The organism is Mannheimia haemolytica, assembly GCF_004342115.1.
Lineage (GTDB): Bacteria > Pseudomonadota > Gammaproteobacteria > Enterobacterales > Pasteurellaceae > Mannheimia > Mannheimia haemolytica.
Genome location: NZ_SMAC01000006.1, coordinates 57,752 through 75,889, shown reverse-complemented (window position 1 = coordinate 75,889; position 18,138 = coordinate 57,752). Strand labels below are relative to the sequence as shown.

Here is an 18,138-nt window from a genome sequence, read left to right as displayed (position 1 = left end):
TGAAGTAGGGTTGCCTTTCTTTGGTTACTTTCTTTGGCGAAGCAAAGAAAGTGACATATAGTCGGGATTAATTATGACCACAGATCAATGGCAACGAGCCTTTGTCCTTCATCGGCGTGAATACAGCGAAAGCAGTTTATTAGTGGAGTTTTTTACCGAACATCACGGGCGGATTACTTTACTTGCTAAAGGTGCAAGGCGGGCTCGCTCGCCGTTGAAAGCCGTGCTTCAGCCTTTTACACCCTTGTTAGTGCGTTGGTCTGGCAAGGGTGATTTAAAAACACTCACAAAGGCAGAGCCTGCTGCTCTTACTTTACCAATGGAAACGGCTGCACTTTATAGCGGTTTTTATATCAATGAGGTGCTTGCAAGAGTGTTAGAAAATCAGACCGCTTACCCTGAATTATTTCAACATTATTTGCGTTGTATGACGGAGCTGGCTACTCAACACCAAATTGAGCCGATTTTGCGTACTTTTGAATTTCATACATTAAAAGCATTAGGCTATGGCGTAGATTTTACCCATTGTACGGCAACAGGTTTGCCAATTGATCCGAAAATGAGTTACCAATTTAGAGAAAGTGAAGGCTTTATTGCCTCATTATTACAAAATAACAATAGCTTTTTAGGCTGTGATTTATTGGCGTTTGCTCAATTAGATTTTTCAGAAAAACAAACACAACAAGCTGCCAAACGATTTACCCGAATTGCATTGAAACCTTATTTAGGTTCTCAGCCACTAAAAAGCCGAGAACTTTTTCAATCTATATTGCCTAATAAAGTGAAAAGCGGTTAGTTTTGTTAAATTTTTTTGCAAATTTTAATTAAAATATAACCGCTTGTAGCAATAACAAATATCTCAAGGAAATATTATGTCAAATCATCTTACCGAACACCGTTTTATTGACTTCCCCATTCACACAAATGTACTCAATGCGTTGAATAGTAAAGGCTTCGAGTTCTGTACACCTATCCAAGCAAAAACTTTCCCGATTACGCTTAACGGAAATGATATTGCAGGACAGGCTCAAACAGGCACAGGTAAAACGCTTGCTTTTTTAATTGCCACGTTCAACCATTTATTAAATAACGAAATTGAGACAGCAAAAAATCAGCCAAGAGCATTAATTCTTGCACCAACTCGTGAGCTGGCGGTACAAATCGGGGCAGATGCACAGCTTTTTTTACCACATTGCGATCTTAAACTTGCCCTTGCTTATGGTGGTGATGGTTACGACAAGCAAATACAAGCCATAGAAAAAGGGGTAGATATTTTAGTTGGAACCACAGGGCGTGTGATCGATTATGTTAAGCAAGGGATTATTCATTTAGATAAAATCCAAGTGATTGTGCTAGATGAAGCTGATCGTATGTTTGATCTCGGTTTTATTAAAGATATTCGTTATTTAATGAGAAAAGCTCCCGTGCCTACTGAGCGTTTAACGTTGCTCTTTTCAGCAACTTTATCCGCTAAAGTACGTGAGCTTGCTTATGAAGATATGGATAATGCTGAATATATTGAGATTGAACCGCTACAACGTACAGGGCATCGTATAAAAGAAGAGTTATTTTATCCGTCTAATGAAGACAAAATGGCACTTTTATTGACGTTATTGGAGGAAGAATGGCCAGACCGCTGTATGATTTTTGCCAATACTAAGCATAAATGTGAGGAAATTTGGCAATATTTAGCAGCCGATGGTCATCGGATTGGAATGCTAACAGGTGATATTCCACAGAAAAAACGCCTATCTCTGTTAGATAATTTTACCAAAGGTAATTTAGATATTTTAGTCGTGACTGATGTGGCAGCACGTGGATTACATATTCCAGATGTTACGCATGTGTTTAATTATGATTTACCTGATGATAAAGAGGATTACGTTCATCGTATTGGTAGAACGGGTCGGGCAGGGGAGAGCGGCCATTCAATTAGTTTTGCTTGCGAGCGTTATGCGGTTAATTTGCCTGCAATTGAAGAGTATATTGGGCATCAGATTCCTGTGAGTCAATACGACAAGGAATCCTTACTGACTTTACCGAAAGTGAACCGCTCAAGAAGTAAAAAAACGTTCTTGGCAAAAACGAAAAAGAATAGCCGTAATTAAGTGATAAATTTTTATATGATGAGAACAAAAAATTAATTTACCTTTAAGAGAATGAAAGATGAGTTTGTATCAAATTGCTCGAACAGAAACAGGCAAAGTTATTTCGCTTAATGCCAAAATGGCAAATCGGCACGGTTTAATTGCTGGGGCTACGGGTACAGGTAAAACGGTTACTTTACGCAAATTGGCAGAATCTTTGAGTGATGATGGTGTGCCAGTATTTTTAGTAGATGTAAAAGGTGATCTTTCGGGCTTGGTACAAGCGGGTAATTTTTCAGGAAAAATTGCAGAACGCATTTTACAGTTTAATTTAGGGGGAGAAGATTACTTAAAGGGCTATCCAGTTTCGTTTTGGGACGTATTTGGTACATCAGGTATCCCACTTCGAACCACTATTTCCGAAATGGGACCGATGTTACTTTCTCGTTTACTCAATTTAAACGATACCCAAGGAGGCTTGTTAAATCTCGTTTTTCGTGTGGCAGATGACAGAGGTTTATTGCTAATTGATTTAAAAGATTTGCGTGCGTTGCTTAAATTTGTCGCAGATAATGCGAAAGAATTCCAACTGGAATATGGGCATATTTCTGCAGCAAGCGTTGGAGCTATTCAGCGTGCGTTATTAAGGCTTGAAAATGAAGGGGCAGATAATTTATTTGGTGAGCCTGCATTAGATTTGCACGATTGGATCCAAACCCGTAATGGGCGTGGTGTAATCAATATGTTGAATGCAGAAAAATTAATTAACTCACCAAGAGTGTACAGTGCATTCCTGCTTTGGTTTATGGCAGAGCTCTTTGAGAATTTGCCAGAAGTTGGCGACCCAGAAAAACCGACGTTTGTTTTATTCTTTGATGAAGCTCATTTATTGTTTGACGATGCCCCTAAGGCATTGGTGGATAAAATTGAACAGGTGGTTCGTTTAATTCGCTCAAAAGGGGTGGGTGTTTATTTTGTTACGCAAAATCCACTCGACTTACCTGATTCAGTATTAGGGCAGCTTGGCAATCGTATCCAACACGCTTTGCGTGCTTTCACGCCACGTGATCAAAAAGCGGTAAAATCAGCAGCGGAAACTTTCCGAGCCAATAAAGAGGTAAATGTGGTAGAAGCCATCACGCAACTTGGTGTGGGGCAAGCGTTGGTTTCGGTGCTAGATGAAAAAGGTATGCCAACGCCTGTAGAAATTGCCTATATTTATCCGCCAAAAAGCCAATTAGCACCATTAGCGATGGGCGAGCGTGATGCTATAGTGAAACAAGATGAGTTATATCATCACTACAGCCAATATGTGAATAATCAATCTGCCTTTGAATTACTCAATGCGAAAGCAGAAGCAATTAAAGCAGAGCAGGCTGCGGCAGAAGAAGCAAACAATGACTTCTTTGGCGGTATTCTCTCTTCCATTTTTGGCTCGAAGAAGAAAAAAGATCAATCGATTACCGAACAAGTGGTTAGCCAAGTGGCGCATTCAGTTGGCAGAAACTTACGCAACCAAGTCACCAAACAAATTATGCGTGGTATTTTAGGTGCGATCACCAAAAAATAAATTGTAAATTATAAGAAGAATAAGACTGCTTGTTTAGCTTAACAAGCGGTCTTTTTTCGGATTATTTTTGCAATGCCTGTTTGATAGCATCTAGCAACACCTTTGGCGGTTGAGCTCCTGACACACCGAGTTTTTCATCAATCACAAAAAATGGCACGCTATTAATGCCATAGCGGTGAGCCATACGTTCATCTTCCCGTACTTCGTGGCCGAAATCATCACCTGTAAGTAATTGAGCCACTTCATCACGATCTAAACCGAGCTCTAACGCTAAGTCGATAAGTTGAGTGCGTTTCGCCAAAATGAGATTATCGGAAAAATAGGCTTTGAATAAACGTTCAATCATCACTTCGCCCAAACCTTTGCTTTTCGCAAATTTCGCCAAGCGATGAGCTTCAAAGGTGCGAGTGTATTGGGTGGTGCGGTAACGCAAATCTAGCCCAGCTTGTTTGCCGGCTTGTTCCACATAACGAATCATTTCATCAGCTTGTTCTGCGGTTTTTTGATATTTCCGCATTAGGCGTTGCTGAATATCGCCCTCTGGTTCGCCGTTAGCGTGCGGATCAAGCTCAAAGGCTCGGAAAACCACTTCAACCTCGCCTTCAAATTGGGCTAGGGCTTGCTCTAAGTGGCGTTTGCCGATGTAACAAAACGGGCAGGCATAATCTGACCAAACTTCAATTTTCATATATTCTCCTTAAAATAGGATAAACTCTCTTACTTGGAAGCCCACTTCCACTTGTTCGCCAATTTTCAGCTCTTGAGATTGGTAAGTTACTATCTCAATGCCTTTAATTTCAACCTGATAGCGGTAGTATAGGCCTAAAAACAGTTTGCTTACCACTTTACCTAAACCTAGCTCATTGGGTTTTAAGATAATCTGTTCTGGGCGAAGAAGCCAACGGTAACGCCCTTTCTGAACGTTCATTTCAGGGAAGAGTCGGAACTCGCCAATAGGGCTGCATAACACGTTGTCTTCCGTTACATTACAGTTAAGATAGTTTGTGCCACCTAAAAAATCTGCCACAAATGGATTAACTGGAGAATGGTATAGCTCGTTTGGCTTACCAAATTGAATAATTTTCCCTTGATCCATCACGGCAATTTTATCGGCAAATGCAAAGGCTTCTTCTTTGCTATGGGTTACAAAAATAGCGGGCACATTTTGGCTTTTTAAGATTTGCTTGATCTCTTGAATCATTGCATAGCGAGTTTGGCTGTCAATATTGGAAAACGGCTCATCTAACAGTAGCAATTCTGGCTGGCAGGCTAATGCTCGGGCAATAGCGACACGCTGTTGTTGCCCGCCCGAAAGTTCGTGTGGAAAACGGCTTTCAAAGCCTTGTAAATGCACAACTGAAAGCATTTTTTCGGTAATTGCTTTTTGTTGTACTTTTGGCAATTTGGATAAGCCAAATTGAATATTATCGGCTACCGTCAAGTGTGGAAAAAGAGCGTAATCTTGGAAAATCAGCCCGATTTGTCGCTCTTCCACGGCTTTGCTTTTTAGGCATTCACCCGCTAAATGAATATCGCCCTGCTCAATTGGCAATAAACCTGCAATGGCTTTGAGCAGTGTAGTTTTCCCACAGCCACTTGCACCTAGCAAACAGATAATTTCATTTTGATTCACAGCAAGATGGAGATTTTGTAAAACCTTTGTACTGCCGAAATTGAGGTTGAGATGATTAATAGTTAAAACAGACATAAAATTCCTTTATCTTTCTTTTTCAGATTGCGAAATAAGGGATCTGGTAAGCCAAATAACAGGCAGTAAACCGACTAACACCAATACGATGGCAGGCAGAGCAGCACGCTCAAGCTGCTCGTCTGATGTAAAGGTAAACACATAGGTTGCGAGTGTATCAAAATTAAATGGGCGAAGTAGCAGAGAAGCATTTAGCTCTTTCATACTCTCAATAAAGACCATTAATCCTGCAGTTAAAATACCTTTATAAATTAAAGGGATATGAATTTTTACTAACATTGCTGAGCCATTTTTACCAAGCGTTTGGCTCGCCATATCCAGCGATGGAGAGATTTTATTTAGCGAAGTTTCAAGGCTGCCAATTGCCATTGCTAAAAATCGGATGGTATAAGCTAATACTAATGCAAAGAGTGAGCCTGAAAAAATCAATCCAACGGGTGATAATTCAAGGCTTTTTAGCCAAGCATGGAGTTGATGATCGGCAAATGTTAAAGGCGAAAGTAAACCGATCGCTAATACTGTGCCAGGAACCGCATAGCCCAGTGAGGCAAGTTGTAATGACAAGCGGTCATTTTTGACTAAAATTTTGCGGGTATTCAAACGTTTAGAAAAATGCAGAAGTAGAGCAATCAGTACCGTTATCACGGAGGCGATGATCGATACTTTCAAACTATTAAGCGAAAATTGGACAAAGTCTAAATTCCACGCTTGCTCGAAATAGTCGTATGCCCAATAGAGCAACCTGCCAAACGGAATGAAAAAGGCTAACGCCAATAAACCCCAGCACCAAGCAAGGGCTAATGCTAATTTCCAACCAGTTAAAAATTTAAAGGCTGATTTCTTTTCATAGCCACGTTGATAGCTTTTTTGTTTACGGCGACTATATTGCTCTAAACTTAAAAACAGGAAAATCATTAGCAACATAAAGATCGCAATCTGGCTGGCAGTACCAAGATCGTGATAGCCTAGCCACGAATCATAAATTGCCGTAGTAAGTGTTGGCACGGCAAAATAGGCCACAGTACCGAAATCGCCAAGCGTTTCCATTGCCACTAATGCAATGCCTACGGCAACAGAAGGTCGAATTAATGGCAGCGTAATTCGACGGAACAACTGAGAGGGCGAAGCCCCGAGCATTTTTGCACTGTGTGTTAAGTTTTCAGATTGTTCTAATAAGGCAACTCGCACTAATAAAAAAATGTATGGATATAGTACTAACGCAAGCACAAAGCAAGCACCATACAATGTACGAATTTGAGGAAACCAGTAATCTTGCGGATGAGTCCAGCCAAAAATACTACGCAGCCAGCCTTGAAAAGCACCTGAGTAATCTAATAAATCGGTATATAAATAGGCAATTAAATAAGCAGGCATAGCGAGAGGCAAACAAAGTAACCATTGTAAGGTTCTTTGCCCCCAAAAACGGTAATTTGCCACAATCCAAGCGGTAGGCAGAGCAAAAATCAGTGCAAGGAAAACGGTTCCTAATACTAATAAAGTTGAGTTTTTAAGATAGATTGGCAACATTGTTTGCCAAAGGTGAGCAAGGTTTTCATTATCCCCTTGCAATGCGTGATAGCAAATTGCAATAAGAGGAAGCAAAACGATAAAAGTTGTTAGGGCAGCAATACTTTTCCAGCAAAATTGTGATCGCATTTTTCTTTAAGCCTGTTATTTCATAAAAAAATAAAAGGACGCAAAATGCGTCCTTTTGCAAGCGGTTGTATTTTAACAAAATTTTGCAAATTTTTGTGGAAAAATGACCGCTTATCGGTTGATTATTTTTTCTCAGAGAAATCGTCGAATTTCACTTCATCGACCAATTTTAATGCCGCTTCGTAGTGTTTGGCGATGTCTTCTAATTTGATGGTATCAGCGGTAAATGTTCCCCAGCCTTTCACCAGCTTAGACGGCTCAATGCCTTCTTTTACCGGATATTCGTGGTTAAGTTCCGCATATAAACCTTGGGCTTTTTCGCCGCTGAGGTACTCAATTAATTTCACTGCATTCGCTTTGTTTGGTGAGTGTTTTGCAATAACAACGCCGCTGATGTTTTTGTGCGTGCCGTATTCACCGCTCGGGAAATTAATAATCGCTGCTTCAGCCCACGATTTTTGTTTCTCATCATCTAACATTTTGCCGTAGTAGTAGCTGTTACCGATAGAGTAATCACAGATGCCTTCTTTAATTGCTTTTACTTGATCACGGTCACCACCTTGTGGTTTTTGTGCTAAGTTCGCTTTTAAGCCTTCTAAGAATGCTTTGGTTTTTTCAATGCCGTAATGTTCGATCATCGCCGCGAATAGTGAGACATTGTAAGAGTTTTTGCCTGAACGCACGCAGACTTTACCTTTATACTCTGGTTTAGCTAAATCTAGGTAGTCAAAGCCTGCTGGTAATTTACCTACACGATCTTTTGACGTGTAGATAACACGAGCACGTGTGGTTAAACCAAACCATTGGTCGTTAGAGTCACGGAATTGTGCAGGAATATTTTTTTCTAACACTTTAGAGTCAATTTTTTGTGCAAGATCAGCGTTAACAATTTCCATTACGCGTGAAATATCTACTGTTAAAAGCACATCAGCAGGACTTAATTCACCTTCTTGTTTTACACGATCAACCAACCCTTTATCAGCGAAGATGATGTTTACTTTAATGCCAGTATCTTTTTCAAAGTTTTTTAGCATTGGCTCAATTAAGTAAGGCTGGCGGTAAGAATAAACATTCACTTCATTTGCAGCAAGCGTTGAAGTTGATGTAAAAGTGGCTGCAGCAATAGCAAGTGCAGAAAGTGTTTTTTTCATGATAGTCTCCTTCAGACAGGTTTTCATAACAGAATGGAAGACATTCTAAACCTCCCCATTTTTTTAGTCAATAATGAGAACGGTTTTTGTTATTGATTTTTTAAATGATGGCTTTTAGCATTTCTTAAAATGATAAGCTCGCAAAATGGAGAAAATATTTGGCAAGCTGTTTGTTTTTTGGCATAATACACGCCGTTTTTTGTCTTCGTTAAGATAGAAAACATAAACATTTATTTTTTAACACTAAAACACACACATATTGCAAGCTAGGAATTGGGGTGTCTTTATAAAAAGATCGATTTTCTAGGATATGTGGAGGCTAAACCCCGTCTTGCCTTACATAAGTGGTAAGACAAACAACTTTGAAGGAAAATTCTTATGGCACAAGTTTCTATGCGCGATATGCTTAACGCAGGCGTTCACTATGGTCACCAAACTCGTTATTGGAACCCAAAAATGAAACCATTCATTTTCGGTGCTCGTAATGGTGTTCACGTGATTAACTTAGAAAAAACATTACCTTTATTTAACGAAGCATTAGCGGAATTAACTCGTATTGCCTCTAACAACGGTAAAGTTTTATTCGTAGGTACAAAACGTGCAGCGTCAGAAGCAGTTAAGCTAGCTGCTGTAGATAGCCAACAATTCTACGTTAATCACCGTTGGTTAGGTGGTATGTTGACTAACTGGAAAACAGTTCGTCAATCAATCAAGCGTTTAAAAGATTTAGAAACTCAAACTCAAGACGGTACTTTTGACAAAATCACTAAAAAAGAAGCGTTAATGCGTACGCGTGAGTTAGAGAAATTAGAGTTAAGCTTAGGCGGCATTAAAGATATGAACGGTTTACCAGATGCAATCTTTGTTATCGGTGCTGATCACGAACATATCGCAATTAAAGAAGCAAACAACTTAGGTATTCCGGTATTTGCGATTGTTGATACTAACTCAACTCCAGATGGCGTTAACTACATCATTCCTGGTAACGATGATGCAACACGTGCTATCCAACTTTACTTAGATTCAGCAGTTGCTGCAATCAAAGAAGGTCGCGGTGTTGAAACTGTTGAAGTAGCAGAAGAAGCTTCTGCGGAATAATTCAGTTGAGGGGGCAGGTTTTAACCTGCCCTAAACAATGAAATTTCTAGGCAGGTGAGAGCCTGTTTTACCATATCAAATAAGGGGAATTTAAAATGGCTGAAATCACAGCATCATTAGTTAAAGAACTTCGTGAACGTACCGGCGCAGGTATGATGGAATGTAAAAAAGCATTAGTTGAAGCGAACGGTGATATTGAATTAGCAATCGATAATATGCGTAAATCTGGTCAAGCGAAAGCGGCTAAAAAAGCAGGTCGTGTTGCAGCTGAAGGTGTAATCCTTGCTCGTGTCGCTTCAGGTTTTGGCGTATTAGTTGAAATGAACTGTGAAACTGACTTCGTTGCAAAAGATGCCGGTTTCTTAGAATTAGCGAACGAAGTTGCTGATTTTGCAGTTGCAAATAAAGGTACAACTATCGAAGCATTACAAGCACAATTTGAAGAAAAACGTGCGGCATTAGTTGCGAAAATCGGTGAGAATATGAACATTCGCCGTGTTCAATACTTAGAAGGCGAAGTTATTGCTCAATACTTACACGGTGCGAAAATTGGTGTATTAGTAGCAGGTGCAGGCTCTGAAGATGAGCTTAAGAAAGTAGCAATGCACGTTGCTGCAAGCAAACCTGAATTTGTAAACCCAGAAGATGTTTCTGCTGATGTAGTAGCAAAAGAACGTGAAATTCAAATTGAAATTGCGATGAATTCTGGTAAACCAAAAGAAATCGCAGAAAAAATGGTTGAAGGCCGTATGGCTAAATTCACCGGTGAAGTTTCATTAACCGGTCAGCCGTTTGTAATGGATCCATCTCAATCTGTAGGTCAATATTTAAAATCAGTAAATACTTCAGTTTCTAACTTTATTCGTTTAGAAGTAGGTGAAGGTATTGAGAAAGTAGAAGAAGATTTCGCAGCAGAAGTAGCGAAAATCACTGGCGGTAACGCTTAATTTTTCTGATACTAAAAACTAAAAAAGCAGGCTTAAAGCCTGCTTTTTTTGTTACTTACTTTTGCTAATTAGTCGCTTTATATAAGTAGCTTTCAGGAATAGGAACAGCTGGATCTTCTACAGTAGACTGCGTTTCAATGATTTTCTTTAGCCCATAATCACTTTTATCGTTTTGTTCGTTAAAAAGATTAATTTCTTTATCTAATAACGGATTTTCGATACCAATCCAATTCGCAATACTATTAGTGAAGTTTAAGCCGGATTTAAAGGCTTTATACTCATTACGTTGGGTATCATCGCTTGAAATTTTAAACAGCGGAATATCGTAGTGTAATTTACTTCTATCCTTTCCATTGTGGATAACAATGTTCTCTTTTGAAACCTCGTGCGATAAACCGTGATCAGACAAATAAACCATTGAGAATGAACGCTGGTGATTTTCTTGGTTTTTCACTAGCAAATCATATACCCGTTTCAGCAATTCATCGGTTTTCTTGATAGATGACACGTAGCAATTTACATTAAAGTAGCGTTTTGGCAGTTTGTCATCGTCAAACATTTTCGGGTAATCGGTGAGACGATCGCAGGTAATAGGATGCGAGCCATATAAATGCAGAAAGATGAAACGCTTCCCTTGAGCAGGTTCTTCAATCACTTTAGCAAAATGCGGTAACAATTCAAAATCGCTCACATTGGTATTTAATGAATCGCCGGCTTTAGTGAAAATTTTGACATCACTTTTATTACCGATAGAGGAAATCGGCGTATCGTAATTGCCCAAATAGCCTTGATTTGAGATCCAATAGGTCTTGATACCGGTAGATTTGATTAAATCAATTAAGGTTAACCCATAATTTGCTTCCCATTTTTCCGTATCGGGCTTAGTGAGCATTAAGCGTAATGAGGCGATAGTGTTTGTGCCACCGGAGGTTAAACCGTCAATCAAGGTTCCTTTTGCCGAACTCATAAAAGGCGTATTGGCAGCCGGATAGCCATAGGCGTGGTGATAATCCTTTCTCGCACTTTCGCCCATAATCAGTACATAATCATCGTAGTTTGAAGTTGAGCTGAGGGTTGATTGTCCCCATTGTGAATCTAGCGTTAAATTGTTCAGCACTTCCAATTCTTTCTTTACCTTTAGGCTCGAATTGTAGAACTCCTGAAAAAATTTAAACGGTGCAAGGGAAAACAGCATTAATACAAAAGCCGAAATCACGAATGTTTTATTGCGTAAAAAACGGATTTGATAGCGATTGGTAATTTTTCGATAAAAAATGACCGCTAGTACAATCGCAATGCCCGCCGCAATATTTAAAATCGGCAGTTGAGCAATAAACTCTTTGCTTTCCATCATATCGGTAGCAAAAATAGAGGCGATATACTCGTAAGTCGGTTTACCGAATTTTATCCCAACCGGGGTATAAATTGCATAAGCGATGCTGATTGGCAGTAAGAGTAAATAATAAGTCCATTTAGAGCTGGCAAGAGCGATGATGAGGAATACGCCCAAAATGACTTCAAAGATACTCGGATTTGGAAAAAAGCCTGATCCGATTAGCATTAAACAGCTAGCAGCAGTTGCCAGCGAAATAGCGACAAGAATGCCGAAAAGTTGTTTGGATTTCATTGTAGTGAATATTTTTAGTTTATCGTTATATTGGATTGTTCTATAATAACGTAATTTTGTGTTTAGTCCATACAGTTAAGAGGCAATTAAAATGAGCAAACCTATTTATAAGCGAATTCTTCTCAAATTAAGTGGTGAAGCCCTACAAGGCAGTGAAGGTTTTGGTATCGACCCGTCTATTTTGGATCGTATGGCGTTAGAGATTAAAGAATTACTTGCTGAAGGCGTTGAGGTTGGTGTGGTACTTGGCGGCGGTAACTTATTCCGTGGTGCAAAATTAGCCAAAGCAGGAATGAACCGTGTAGTGGGCGACCATATGGGTATGCTTGCCACCGTAATGAACGGTTTGGCTATGCGTGATGCCTTACACCGTGCAGAGGTAAATGCTAAATTAATGTCTGCGTTCCAATTAAATGGGATTTGCGACACTTACAACTGGTCTGAAGCAATTAAAATGTTGCGTGAAAAACGTGTGGTGATTTTCTCTGCCGGTACAGGTAGCCCGTTCTTTACCACCGATTCAGCTGCTTGCTTGCGTGGTATTGAAATTAAAGCTGATGTGGTATTAAAAGCAACTAAAGTTGATGGCGTTTATGATAAAGACCCAGCAAAATACGCAGATGCAAAACTATATAATAAATTAACGTATGCGCAAGTTATTGAGCAAGAATTACAAGTAATGGACTTAGCAGCATTCACGCTTGCTCGTGACCACGGAATGCCAATTCGTGTCTTTAATATGGGCAAACCGGGGGCGTTACGCAATGTGGTATTCGGTACTGAAGAAGGTACAACCATTTCTGAATAATTAATTTTCTCTGTTTAACTCTCAGTTACTAAATAAAAGGATAAAAAATCAATGATTAACGAAATCAAGAAAGATACCCAAGATCGTATGGAAAAAAGCCTTGAGGCTTTAAAAGGGCATATTGCGAAAATTCGTACAGGTCGTGCCCAACCTTCTTTATTAGACGGTATTCAAGTGGAATATTACGGCTCTGCGACTCCATTACGTCAAGTAGCGAACGTGGTAGCTGAAGATGCCCGTACTTTAGCGGTAAACGTATTTGATAAATCTTTAATCTCTGCGGTAGAAAAAGCAATTTTAACCTCAGATTTAGGTTTAAACCCATCTTCTGCCGGCACAACCATTCGTGTTCCGCTTCCACCATTAACGGAAGAACGTCGTCGTGATTTAATCAAAATCGTTAAAGCAGAAGGTGAGCAAGGCAAAGTGGCAATTCGTAATGTTCGTCGTGATGCTAATGACCAAATCAAAGCGTTATTAAAAGATAAAGAAATCAGCGAAAACGAACAACACAAAGCTGAAGAAGATATTCAAAAAATCACCGATACCTTCATTAAAAAAGTTGATGAAGTATTAGCAGCAAAAGAGAAAGAGTTGTTAGATTTCTAATCTACTTTAAAACAATAAGGCGAATGTATGATTCGCCTTTATTTTTGTTCTTTGCCATTTGCAAAAAATTAACAAAAAATAACCGCTTGTAATGTGTTGCACTACAAGCGGTTATTTTTTATCGGAAATTTACCAATTATAAGTAACGTTTGCTGATTACTTTTAAGTTGTCATCTAGTTCATACACTAATGGCTGACCGGTTGGGATTTCTAAGTCCATAATGTCTGCATCAAAAATGCCTTCGATGTGTTTTGCTAATGCACGTAATGAGTTACCGTGAGCAGTAACTAATACGCGTTTACCTGAAATTAATGCAGGTGCAATATGATCTTCCCAGAATGGTAACACACGCTCAAGGGTGATTTTGAGGTTTTCTGCATTTGGAATTAAATCTTTTGGTAAGTTAGCATAACGGCGGTCGTTATGTGCTGAGTTTGGATCCTGTGGGTCTAAATCCGGTGGAGAGATGTCATAAGAACGACGCCAGATGTGAACCTGTTCATCACCATATTTTTCAGCAGTTTCTTTTTTGTCTAAACCTTGTAATGCACCGTAGTGACGCTCGTTTAAACGCCAGTTTTTCACTTGAGGGATCCATAATTGGTCTGATTCTTCTAATACGATGTTACAAGTTTTGATCGCACGGGTTAAAACCGAAGTAAACGCAATATCAAATTCAAAACCGGCTGCTTTTAATTTTTGACCGGCAGATTTTGCTTCTTCAATCCCACGTTCTGTTAAATTAACATCACGCCAACCGGTAAATAAGTTTTTAGCATTCCATTCACTGAAACCGTGACGGATAAATACTAATTGCATAATGACTCCTTAGCTTTGAGTAAAATTAATGGATTTGAAATTGTGCTATTTATAGCAAAATTCTTTATATTTTGAAATAGATAGTTAAATTCTTTCACTAAAAAGCTGATCTTAAGCAAATAACCGATTAGAATATAACCTTAATAATATTTTGAAGAAATAAAGGTATGCTGGTGAAACGAATAAATTCTTACTGTTGGACTGCTATTTTCAGTGGGGTAATAAGCTTTTCTACCCCTTTTTCTTTTGCAAATAATCTTAATCAGATTCAGCAAAAAATCCAACAGCAAACCTCAAAAATTAATGAACAAAAGCAAAAACGTAATGCGTTGCAATCTACCCTAAAAAACCAAGAAGTAGAAATGGGGAAGGTGTTGGATAAATTACAAAAAACCGAAATGTCTTTAACGGAAGTTCGCCAGACCATTAAAGCGACTGAGACTGAAATTGCCCGTTTAGAAAAGTTGGAAAAACAGCAGAAAGAAAAATTAAAAGAGCAGTTGGACTCTGCCTACCGTTCTGGGGTGAACCCTTCGGTCTTAGAGCGTTTAATGTCTGAAGAGGCAAAAAATGCGGAAAGAATGACCGCTTATTATCAGCATATGAATAATATTCGCATTGATGCGATTGTTGAAATTCGTAAAACCCAAGCTGCTCTTAAAGCCAGACGTGATGAATTGAAAGGCCAGCAAAAAGATCATCAAACGCAACTTAATGAACAAAAGAAACAAGAGAAAGATTTAAAGAAAGTACAAAGCCAGCGTGAAAGTACCTTACGTTTAATCGATAAAACGCTTGAGCAGGATCAAAGCCGATTAGAGAATTTACGCAGCAATGAACAGGCACTAAAACAACAATTAGAACAAGCGCAAAGAGAGGCTCAGCAAGCAGAAAAACGTGAACAACAGCGGGAAAAACAGGCAAAATCCGGTCAGTCCAAAACAACTGAGAATGTTGAGAGAACACCGATCAAGGCTGGTCGATATACGATGCCGGTGTCTGGCAATATTATCACTCCTTTTGGTAATAATTGGCACGGTGTAGTGATTGGTGCTTCTGCCGGTACTTCGGTTAGAGCAATGGCGAGCGGGCGAGTCATAATGGCTCAATGGCTTGCAGGGTATGGCAATATGGTTGCGATTGACCACGGCAATGGTGATATTTCCCTTTATGGCTATAACCAATCTATTTCAGTCAGCAAGGGTAGCCGAGTGCAAGGCGGACAGGTTATTGCGAAGGTTGGTAACAGTGGGGGACAAAGCCGTTCTGCACTCTATTTTGGTGTTACCCGTAAAGGCAAGCCGATTAATCCTCTAAATTTGGTGAAATAGATGTTTAAACAAATTGACAAGCGGTTGAATTTTAACATTTTTTTGCAAATGTTTGTGCTTTTTACACCGCTTGTACAAGCAGCTCAAATGGCGATTGTAATTGATGATGTGGGCTATCGAATAAAAGAAGATCGAGAAATCTTAGCCTTACCCAAGGCGGTAAGCGTGGCGATTATTCCTGTTGCACCCTATGCAACAGAACGGGCAAAGGACGCTTATAACCAAAAACGGGATATTTTGATTCATTTGCCAATGGAACCTAAATCGAAACAGCCAATTGAAGAGGGGGGGTATTCATATTGGTGATAACGAAGAGAAAATTCGGAAACTTATTCATACTTCTCGTGGTCAAGTACCATATGCTATTGGTTTAAATAACCATATGGGCAGTGGCGCAACTTCAGACTCTGCTACAATGCAACATTTGATGAAAGTGTTAAAAGAAAATACGCTTTTCTTTTTAGACAGTAAAACTATTGGCAGTAGTGTGGCGGCTAAAACGGCTCGTCAATTTGGTATTAATACGCTGGAGAGAGACATTTTTTTAGATGATAGCGATTGCTTGCTGATGTACAAAAACAGTTTGCACATGCAATTAATCACGCACGAAAAAACGGGGTAGAGGTGGTGATAGGACACCCTCGCAAGAATACGATTAGTGTACTGAAGCAAAATTTAGCACAACTACCTCAAGATATTGAATTGGTGAGTGTTGGAAACTTGTGGCGTAATGAAAAAACAGTGCCTGACAAACCATTCATTATGCTCTTTGAGCAAGAGCCAGCGTTAAGTTCTGTTCCGCCTTATGACAGTATTCCGCTTTTGCGTGGCATTCCAAAAGAATAAAAAGGTTACTAATGAATACAAAACTACATTTTTTAACATTCTGCTGTTTAGTGGCTTTTTCTTCAATGGCACAAGCAAATCAAGAGCAAAGGCTGTCTGACGTAGATCGTGAGCGAGTTGAAAATCTGCAAGAAAAATTAGCGGAAGATAGTGATGATGAGCCAGAAATAGAGCCATTAGTCACTTTAGAAGTCAAAGGCATTCAGGATAAAGATGCCAAGAAAAATGTGGAGCTATATTTAGATCAAATTGCCAATGAATATGCAGATGGTTCAGAGCGTTATCAATATTTGGTGCAAACCACAGTAGATAAAGCTCTGAGAGCCTTGGGCTATTATAATAGCCGATACCAATTTGTGCAGCTACCTCAGGAGGGAAAGAAACCGCTCTTAGTATTAAATGTTGAGCTAGATAAAGAGACGGTAAAAATTGATGAAACCGATATTGTTTTGCAAGGCGATGCAAAAACGGACGAAGATTTCGCTCATCTAGTCAGTAAAGCCCCAAAACAAGGTAGTCGTTTAAACCATAAAACCTATGATAATTTTAAAGGTGATATTGAAAGTACCGCTTTTAGTAAAGGGTATTTTGACGGTCATTGGCTTTATCACCGTTTGGAAGTTTATCCGACCGATCATAAAGCGGATTGGCGTTTAGGCTATGATAGCGGAAAACGATACCATTATGGACAAATCCGGTTTGTTGATAGCCAAATCAAAGAAGAATATTTGCAAAATATTCTTAAAATTCATTCCGGTGAGCCATATTTAGCTAACGATCTTTCGATTTTAACCCAAGATTACCTTTCCAGTAATTGGTTTTCATCAGTGATGGTTGAGCCACATTTAAATGAACAGGATAAATTAGTGGATTTAAATGTGTTATTTCAGCCTAAAAAACGCAATGAAGTGGAAATTGGGATAGGCTACGAAACTGAAGTTGGCCCAAGGTTACAGCTTAACTGGAAGAAACCTTGGTTAAATAGCCGAGGTCATAGTATTGAAAGCCGAACGTACGTTTCTAAGCCGGAGCAGACATTTGAATTTGGTTATAATATTCCACTTAGAGAAGATCCGCTACATTATTATTACCAATTATCCGGCACTTTAGAAAACGAAGATCAAAACGATACAAAATCAACCGCTGCCACCCTTGGCTTACAACGTTTCTGGACTCACGAAACCGGTTGGTCATTTTCTGTTGGTTTAAAAGCCCGTTACGATTCTTTTACTCAAGCTAATGATCGATTTAAAACCTTATTAGTTTACCCAACGGCATCATTGAATCGAACCAGAACAGATGGCAAGCCTTACCCATTATGGGGGGATACACAAAAATTAACGGTAAACTGGGGGAGTCGTGCAGTAGGTTCAGATGTAAACTTTTATAGTTATAAAGCCTCGACATCTTGGGCGAGAACTTACTTTGATAACCATCGGTTCTATTTAAGGGCGGAGTTGGGGTATTTGAAAGCCAATCAATTTGAACGTATTCCACCGGCGTTACGCTATTTTGCCGGTGGCGATATGAGTGTGCGGGGCTTTGGCTATAAGGATATTTCCCCTCGTGATCCGAGTAATGGCAAACGTGTCGGAGGCTCTCATTTAGCCACAGGCACAGTAGAATATCAGTATCAGGTTTACCCTAATTGGTGGGGTGCAATTTTTTATGATGCAGGCTTGGCATCGAATAAATTCAAAACTCAGGATCTCTACTACGGTACGGGCTTAGGGGTGCGTTGGGCATCACCTATCGGGGCGATTAAATTTGATGTCGCCACGCCGGTAAAATCACCAGATAATTCCAAAGGAATACAAATTTATATTGGTTTAGGTTCCGATCTGTAAATGAAAACAAGCGGTCGAATTTCAGTAAAATTT

15 protein-coding genes and 1 pseudogene are annotated in these 18,138 nt (G+C 39.5%); 10 read left to right on the top strand and 6 right to left on the bottom strand.

All coding sequences use genetic code 11. From position 1 onward, the window contains the following. The first annotated feature begins 73 nt into the window (after nucleotides 1-73). The 3 genes from recO (at nucleotide 74) to EDC41_RS03175 (ending at nucleotide 3,657) form a co-directional block, all read left to right on the top strand. Nucleotides 74-796, top strand: a complete 723-nt coding sequence (recO, locus tag EDC41_RS03185; RefSeq protein WP_006250642.1) for a DNA repair protein RecO — start codon at nucleotides 74-76, stop codon at nucleotides 794-796. A 76-nt stretch (nucleotides 797-872) separates the two neighbouring features. Continuing rightward, nucleotides 873-2,108 carry an ATP-dependent RNA helicase RhlB gene (rhlB, locus tag EDC41_RS03180; RefSeq protein ID WP_006250643.1) on the top strand — a complete coding sequence of 412 codons (1,236 nt, stop codon included), beginning with the start codon at nucleotides 873-875 and terminating at the stop codon, nucleotides 2,106-2,108. 58 nt (nucleotides 2,109-2,166) lie between these two features. Further along, nucleotides 2,167-3,657 carry a helicase HerA-like domain-containing protein gene (locus tag EDC41_RS03175; protein WP_006250644.1) on the top strand — a complete coding sequence of 497 codons (1,491 nt, stop codon included), beginning with the start codon at nucleotides 2,167-2,169 and terminating at the stop codon, nucleotides 3,655-3,657. A gap of 61 nt (nucleotides 3,658-3,718) precedes the next feature. Here EDC41_RS03175 and EDC41_RS03170 read toward each other — a convergent pair whose 3' ends face one another. The 4 genes from EDC41_RS03170 to EDC41_RS03155 all read right to left on the bottom strand — a co-directional run bounded on the left by EDC41_RS03170 (nucleotide 3,719) and on the right by EDC41_RS03155 (nucleotide 8,172). Continuing rightward, nucleotides 3,719-4,345: a DsbA family oxidoreductase gene (locus EDC41_RS03170; protein WP_006250645.1), complete on the bottom strand. Its 627-nt coding sequence runs from the start codon at nucleotides 4,343-4,345 to the stop codon at nucleotides 3,719-3,721. Between the two features lie 9 nt (nucleotides 4,346-4,354). Continuing rightward, nucleotides 4,355-5,365 carry an ABC transporter ATP-binding protein gene (locus EDC41_RS03165; RefSeq protein ID WP_006250646.1) on the bottom strand — a complete coding sequence of 337 codons (1,011 nt, stop codon included), beginning with the start codon at nucleotides 5,363-5,365 and terminating at the stop codon, nucleotides 4,355-4,357. Nucleotides 5,366-5,374: 9 nt separating this feature from the next. Next, a complete protein-coding gene (locus EDC41_RS03160; protein ID WP_006248079.1) occupies nucleotides 5,375-7,021 on the bottom strand; it encodes an ABC transporter permease in 1,647 nt (548 codons plus the stop codon). A 122-nt stretch (nucleotides 7,022-7,143) separates the two neighbouring features. Continuing rightward, complete coding sequence (locus EDC41_RS03155) at nucleotides 7,144-8,172, bottom strand: Fe(3+) ABC transporter substrate-binding protein (protein ID WP_006250647.1); 1,029 nt, start codon at nucleotides 8,170-8,172, stop codon at nucleotides 7,144-7,146. 378 nt (nucleotides 8,173-8,550) lie between these two features. Between EDC41_RS03155 and rpsB the strand changes: the two genes are divergently transcribed. Together rpsB and tsf are read left to right on the top strand one after the other, a co-directional pair. Continuing rightward, nucleotides 8,551-9,270 carry a 30S ribosomal protein S2 gene (rpsB, locus tag EDC41_RS03150; RefSeq protein ID WP_006250649.1) on the top strand — a complete coding sequence of 240 codons (720 nt, stop codon included), beginning with the start codon at nucleotides 8,551-8,553 and terminating at the stop codon, nucleotides 9,268-9,270. Nucleotides 9,271-9,365: 95 nt separating this feature from the next. Continuing rightward, a complete protein-coding gene (gene tsf, locus EDC41_RS03145; RefSeq protein ID WP_006248082.1) occupies nucleotides 9,366-10,217 on the top strand; it encodes a translation elongation factor Ts in 852 nt (283 codons plus the stop codon). Between the two features lie 64 nt (nucleotides 10,218-10,281). Here tsf and EDC41_RS03140 read toward each other — a convergent pair whose 3' ends face one another. After that, nucleotides 10,282-11,844: a phosphoethanolamine transferase gene (locus EDC41_RS03140; protein ID WP_006252537.1), complete on the bottom strand. Its 1,563-nt coding sequence runs from the start codon at nucleotides 11,842-11,844 to the stop codon at nucleotides 10,282-10,284. 91 nt (nucleotides 11,845-11,935) lie between these two features. On the opposite strand from EDC41_RS03140, the gene pyrH reads away from it, so the two are divergent. After that, a complete protein-coding gene (gene pyrH / locus EDC41_RS03135; protein ID WP_006250650.1) occupies nucleotides 11,936-12,652 on the top strand; it encodes a UMP kinase in 717 nt (238 codons plus the stop codon). Between the two features lie 51 nt (nucleotides 12,653-12,703). Further along, nucleotides 12,704-13,261 carry a ribosome recycling factor gene (frr, locus tag EDC41_RS03130; RefSeq protein ID WP_006248085.1) on the top strand — a complete coding sequence of 186 codons (558 nt, stop codon included), beginning with the start codon at nucleotides 12,704-12,706 and terminating at the stop codon, nucleotides 13,259-13,261. A gap of 136 nt (nucleotides 13,262-13,397) precedes the next feature. Here the strand turns inward: frr and EDC41_RS03125 are convergent, their stop codons facing one another. Further along, complete coding sequence (locus tag EDC41_RS03125; RefSeq protein WP_006250651.1) at nucleotides 13,398-14,081, bottom strand: 2,3-diphosphoglycerate-dependent phosphoglycerate mutase; 684 nt, start codon at nucleotides 14,079-14,081, stop codon at nucleotides 13,398-13,400. A gap of 167 nt (nucleotides 14,082-14,248) precedes the next feature. On the opposite strand from EDC41_RS03125, the gene EDC41_RS03120 reads away from it, so the two are divergent. The 3 genes and pseudogenes from EDC41_RS03120 (at nucleotide 14,249) to tamA (ending at nucleotide 18,105) form a co-directional block, all read left to right on the top strand. Continuing rightward, the gene (locus tag EDC41_RS03120; protein ID WP_006250652.1) at nucleotides 14,249-15,412 is read left to right on the top strand and encodes a peptidoglycan DD-metalloendopeptidase family protein; all 1,164 of its coding nucleotides are present in this window, start codon (nucleotides 14,249-14,251) and stop codon (nucleotides 15,410-15,412) included. Further along, nucleotides 15,413-16,258, top strand: a pseudogene (locus EDC41_RS03115) (divergent polysaccharide deacetylase family protein). An 11-nt stretch (nucleotides 16,259-16,269) separates the two neighbouring features. Then, nucleotides 16,270-18,105, top strand: a complete 1,836-nt coding sequence (gene tamA / locus EDC41_RS03110; RefSeq protein WP_032848759.1) for an autotransporter assembly complex protein TamA — start codon at nucleotides 16,270-16,272, stop codon at nucleotides 18,103-18,105. Nucleotides 18,106-18,138: the final 33 nt, after the last annotated feature.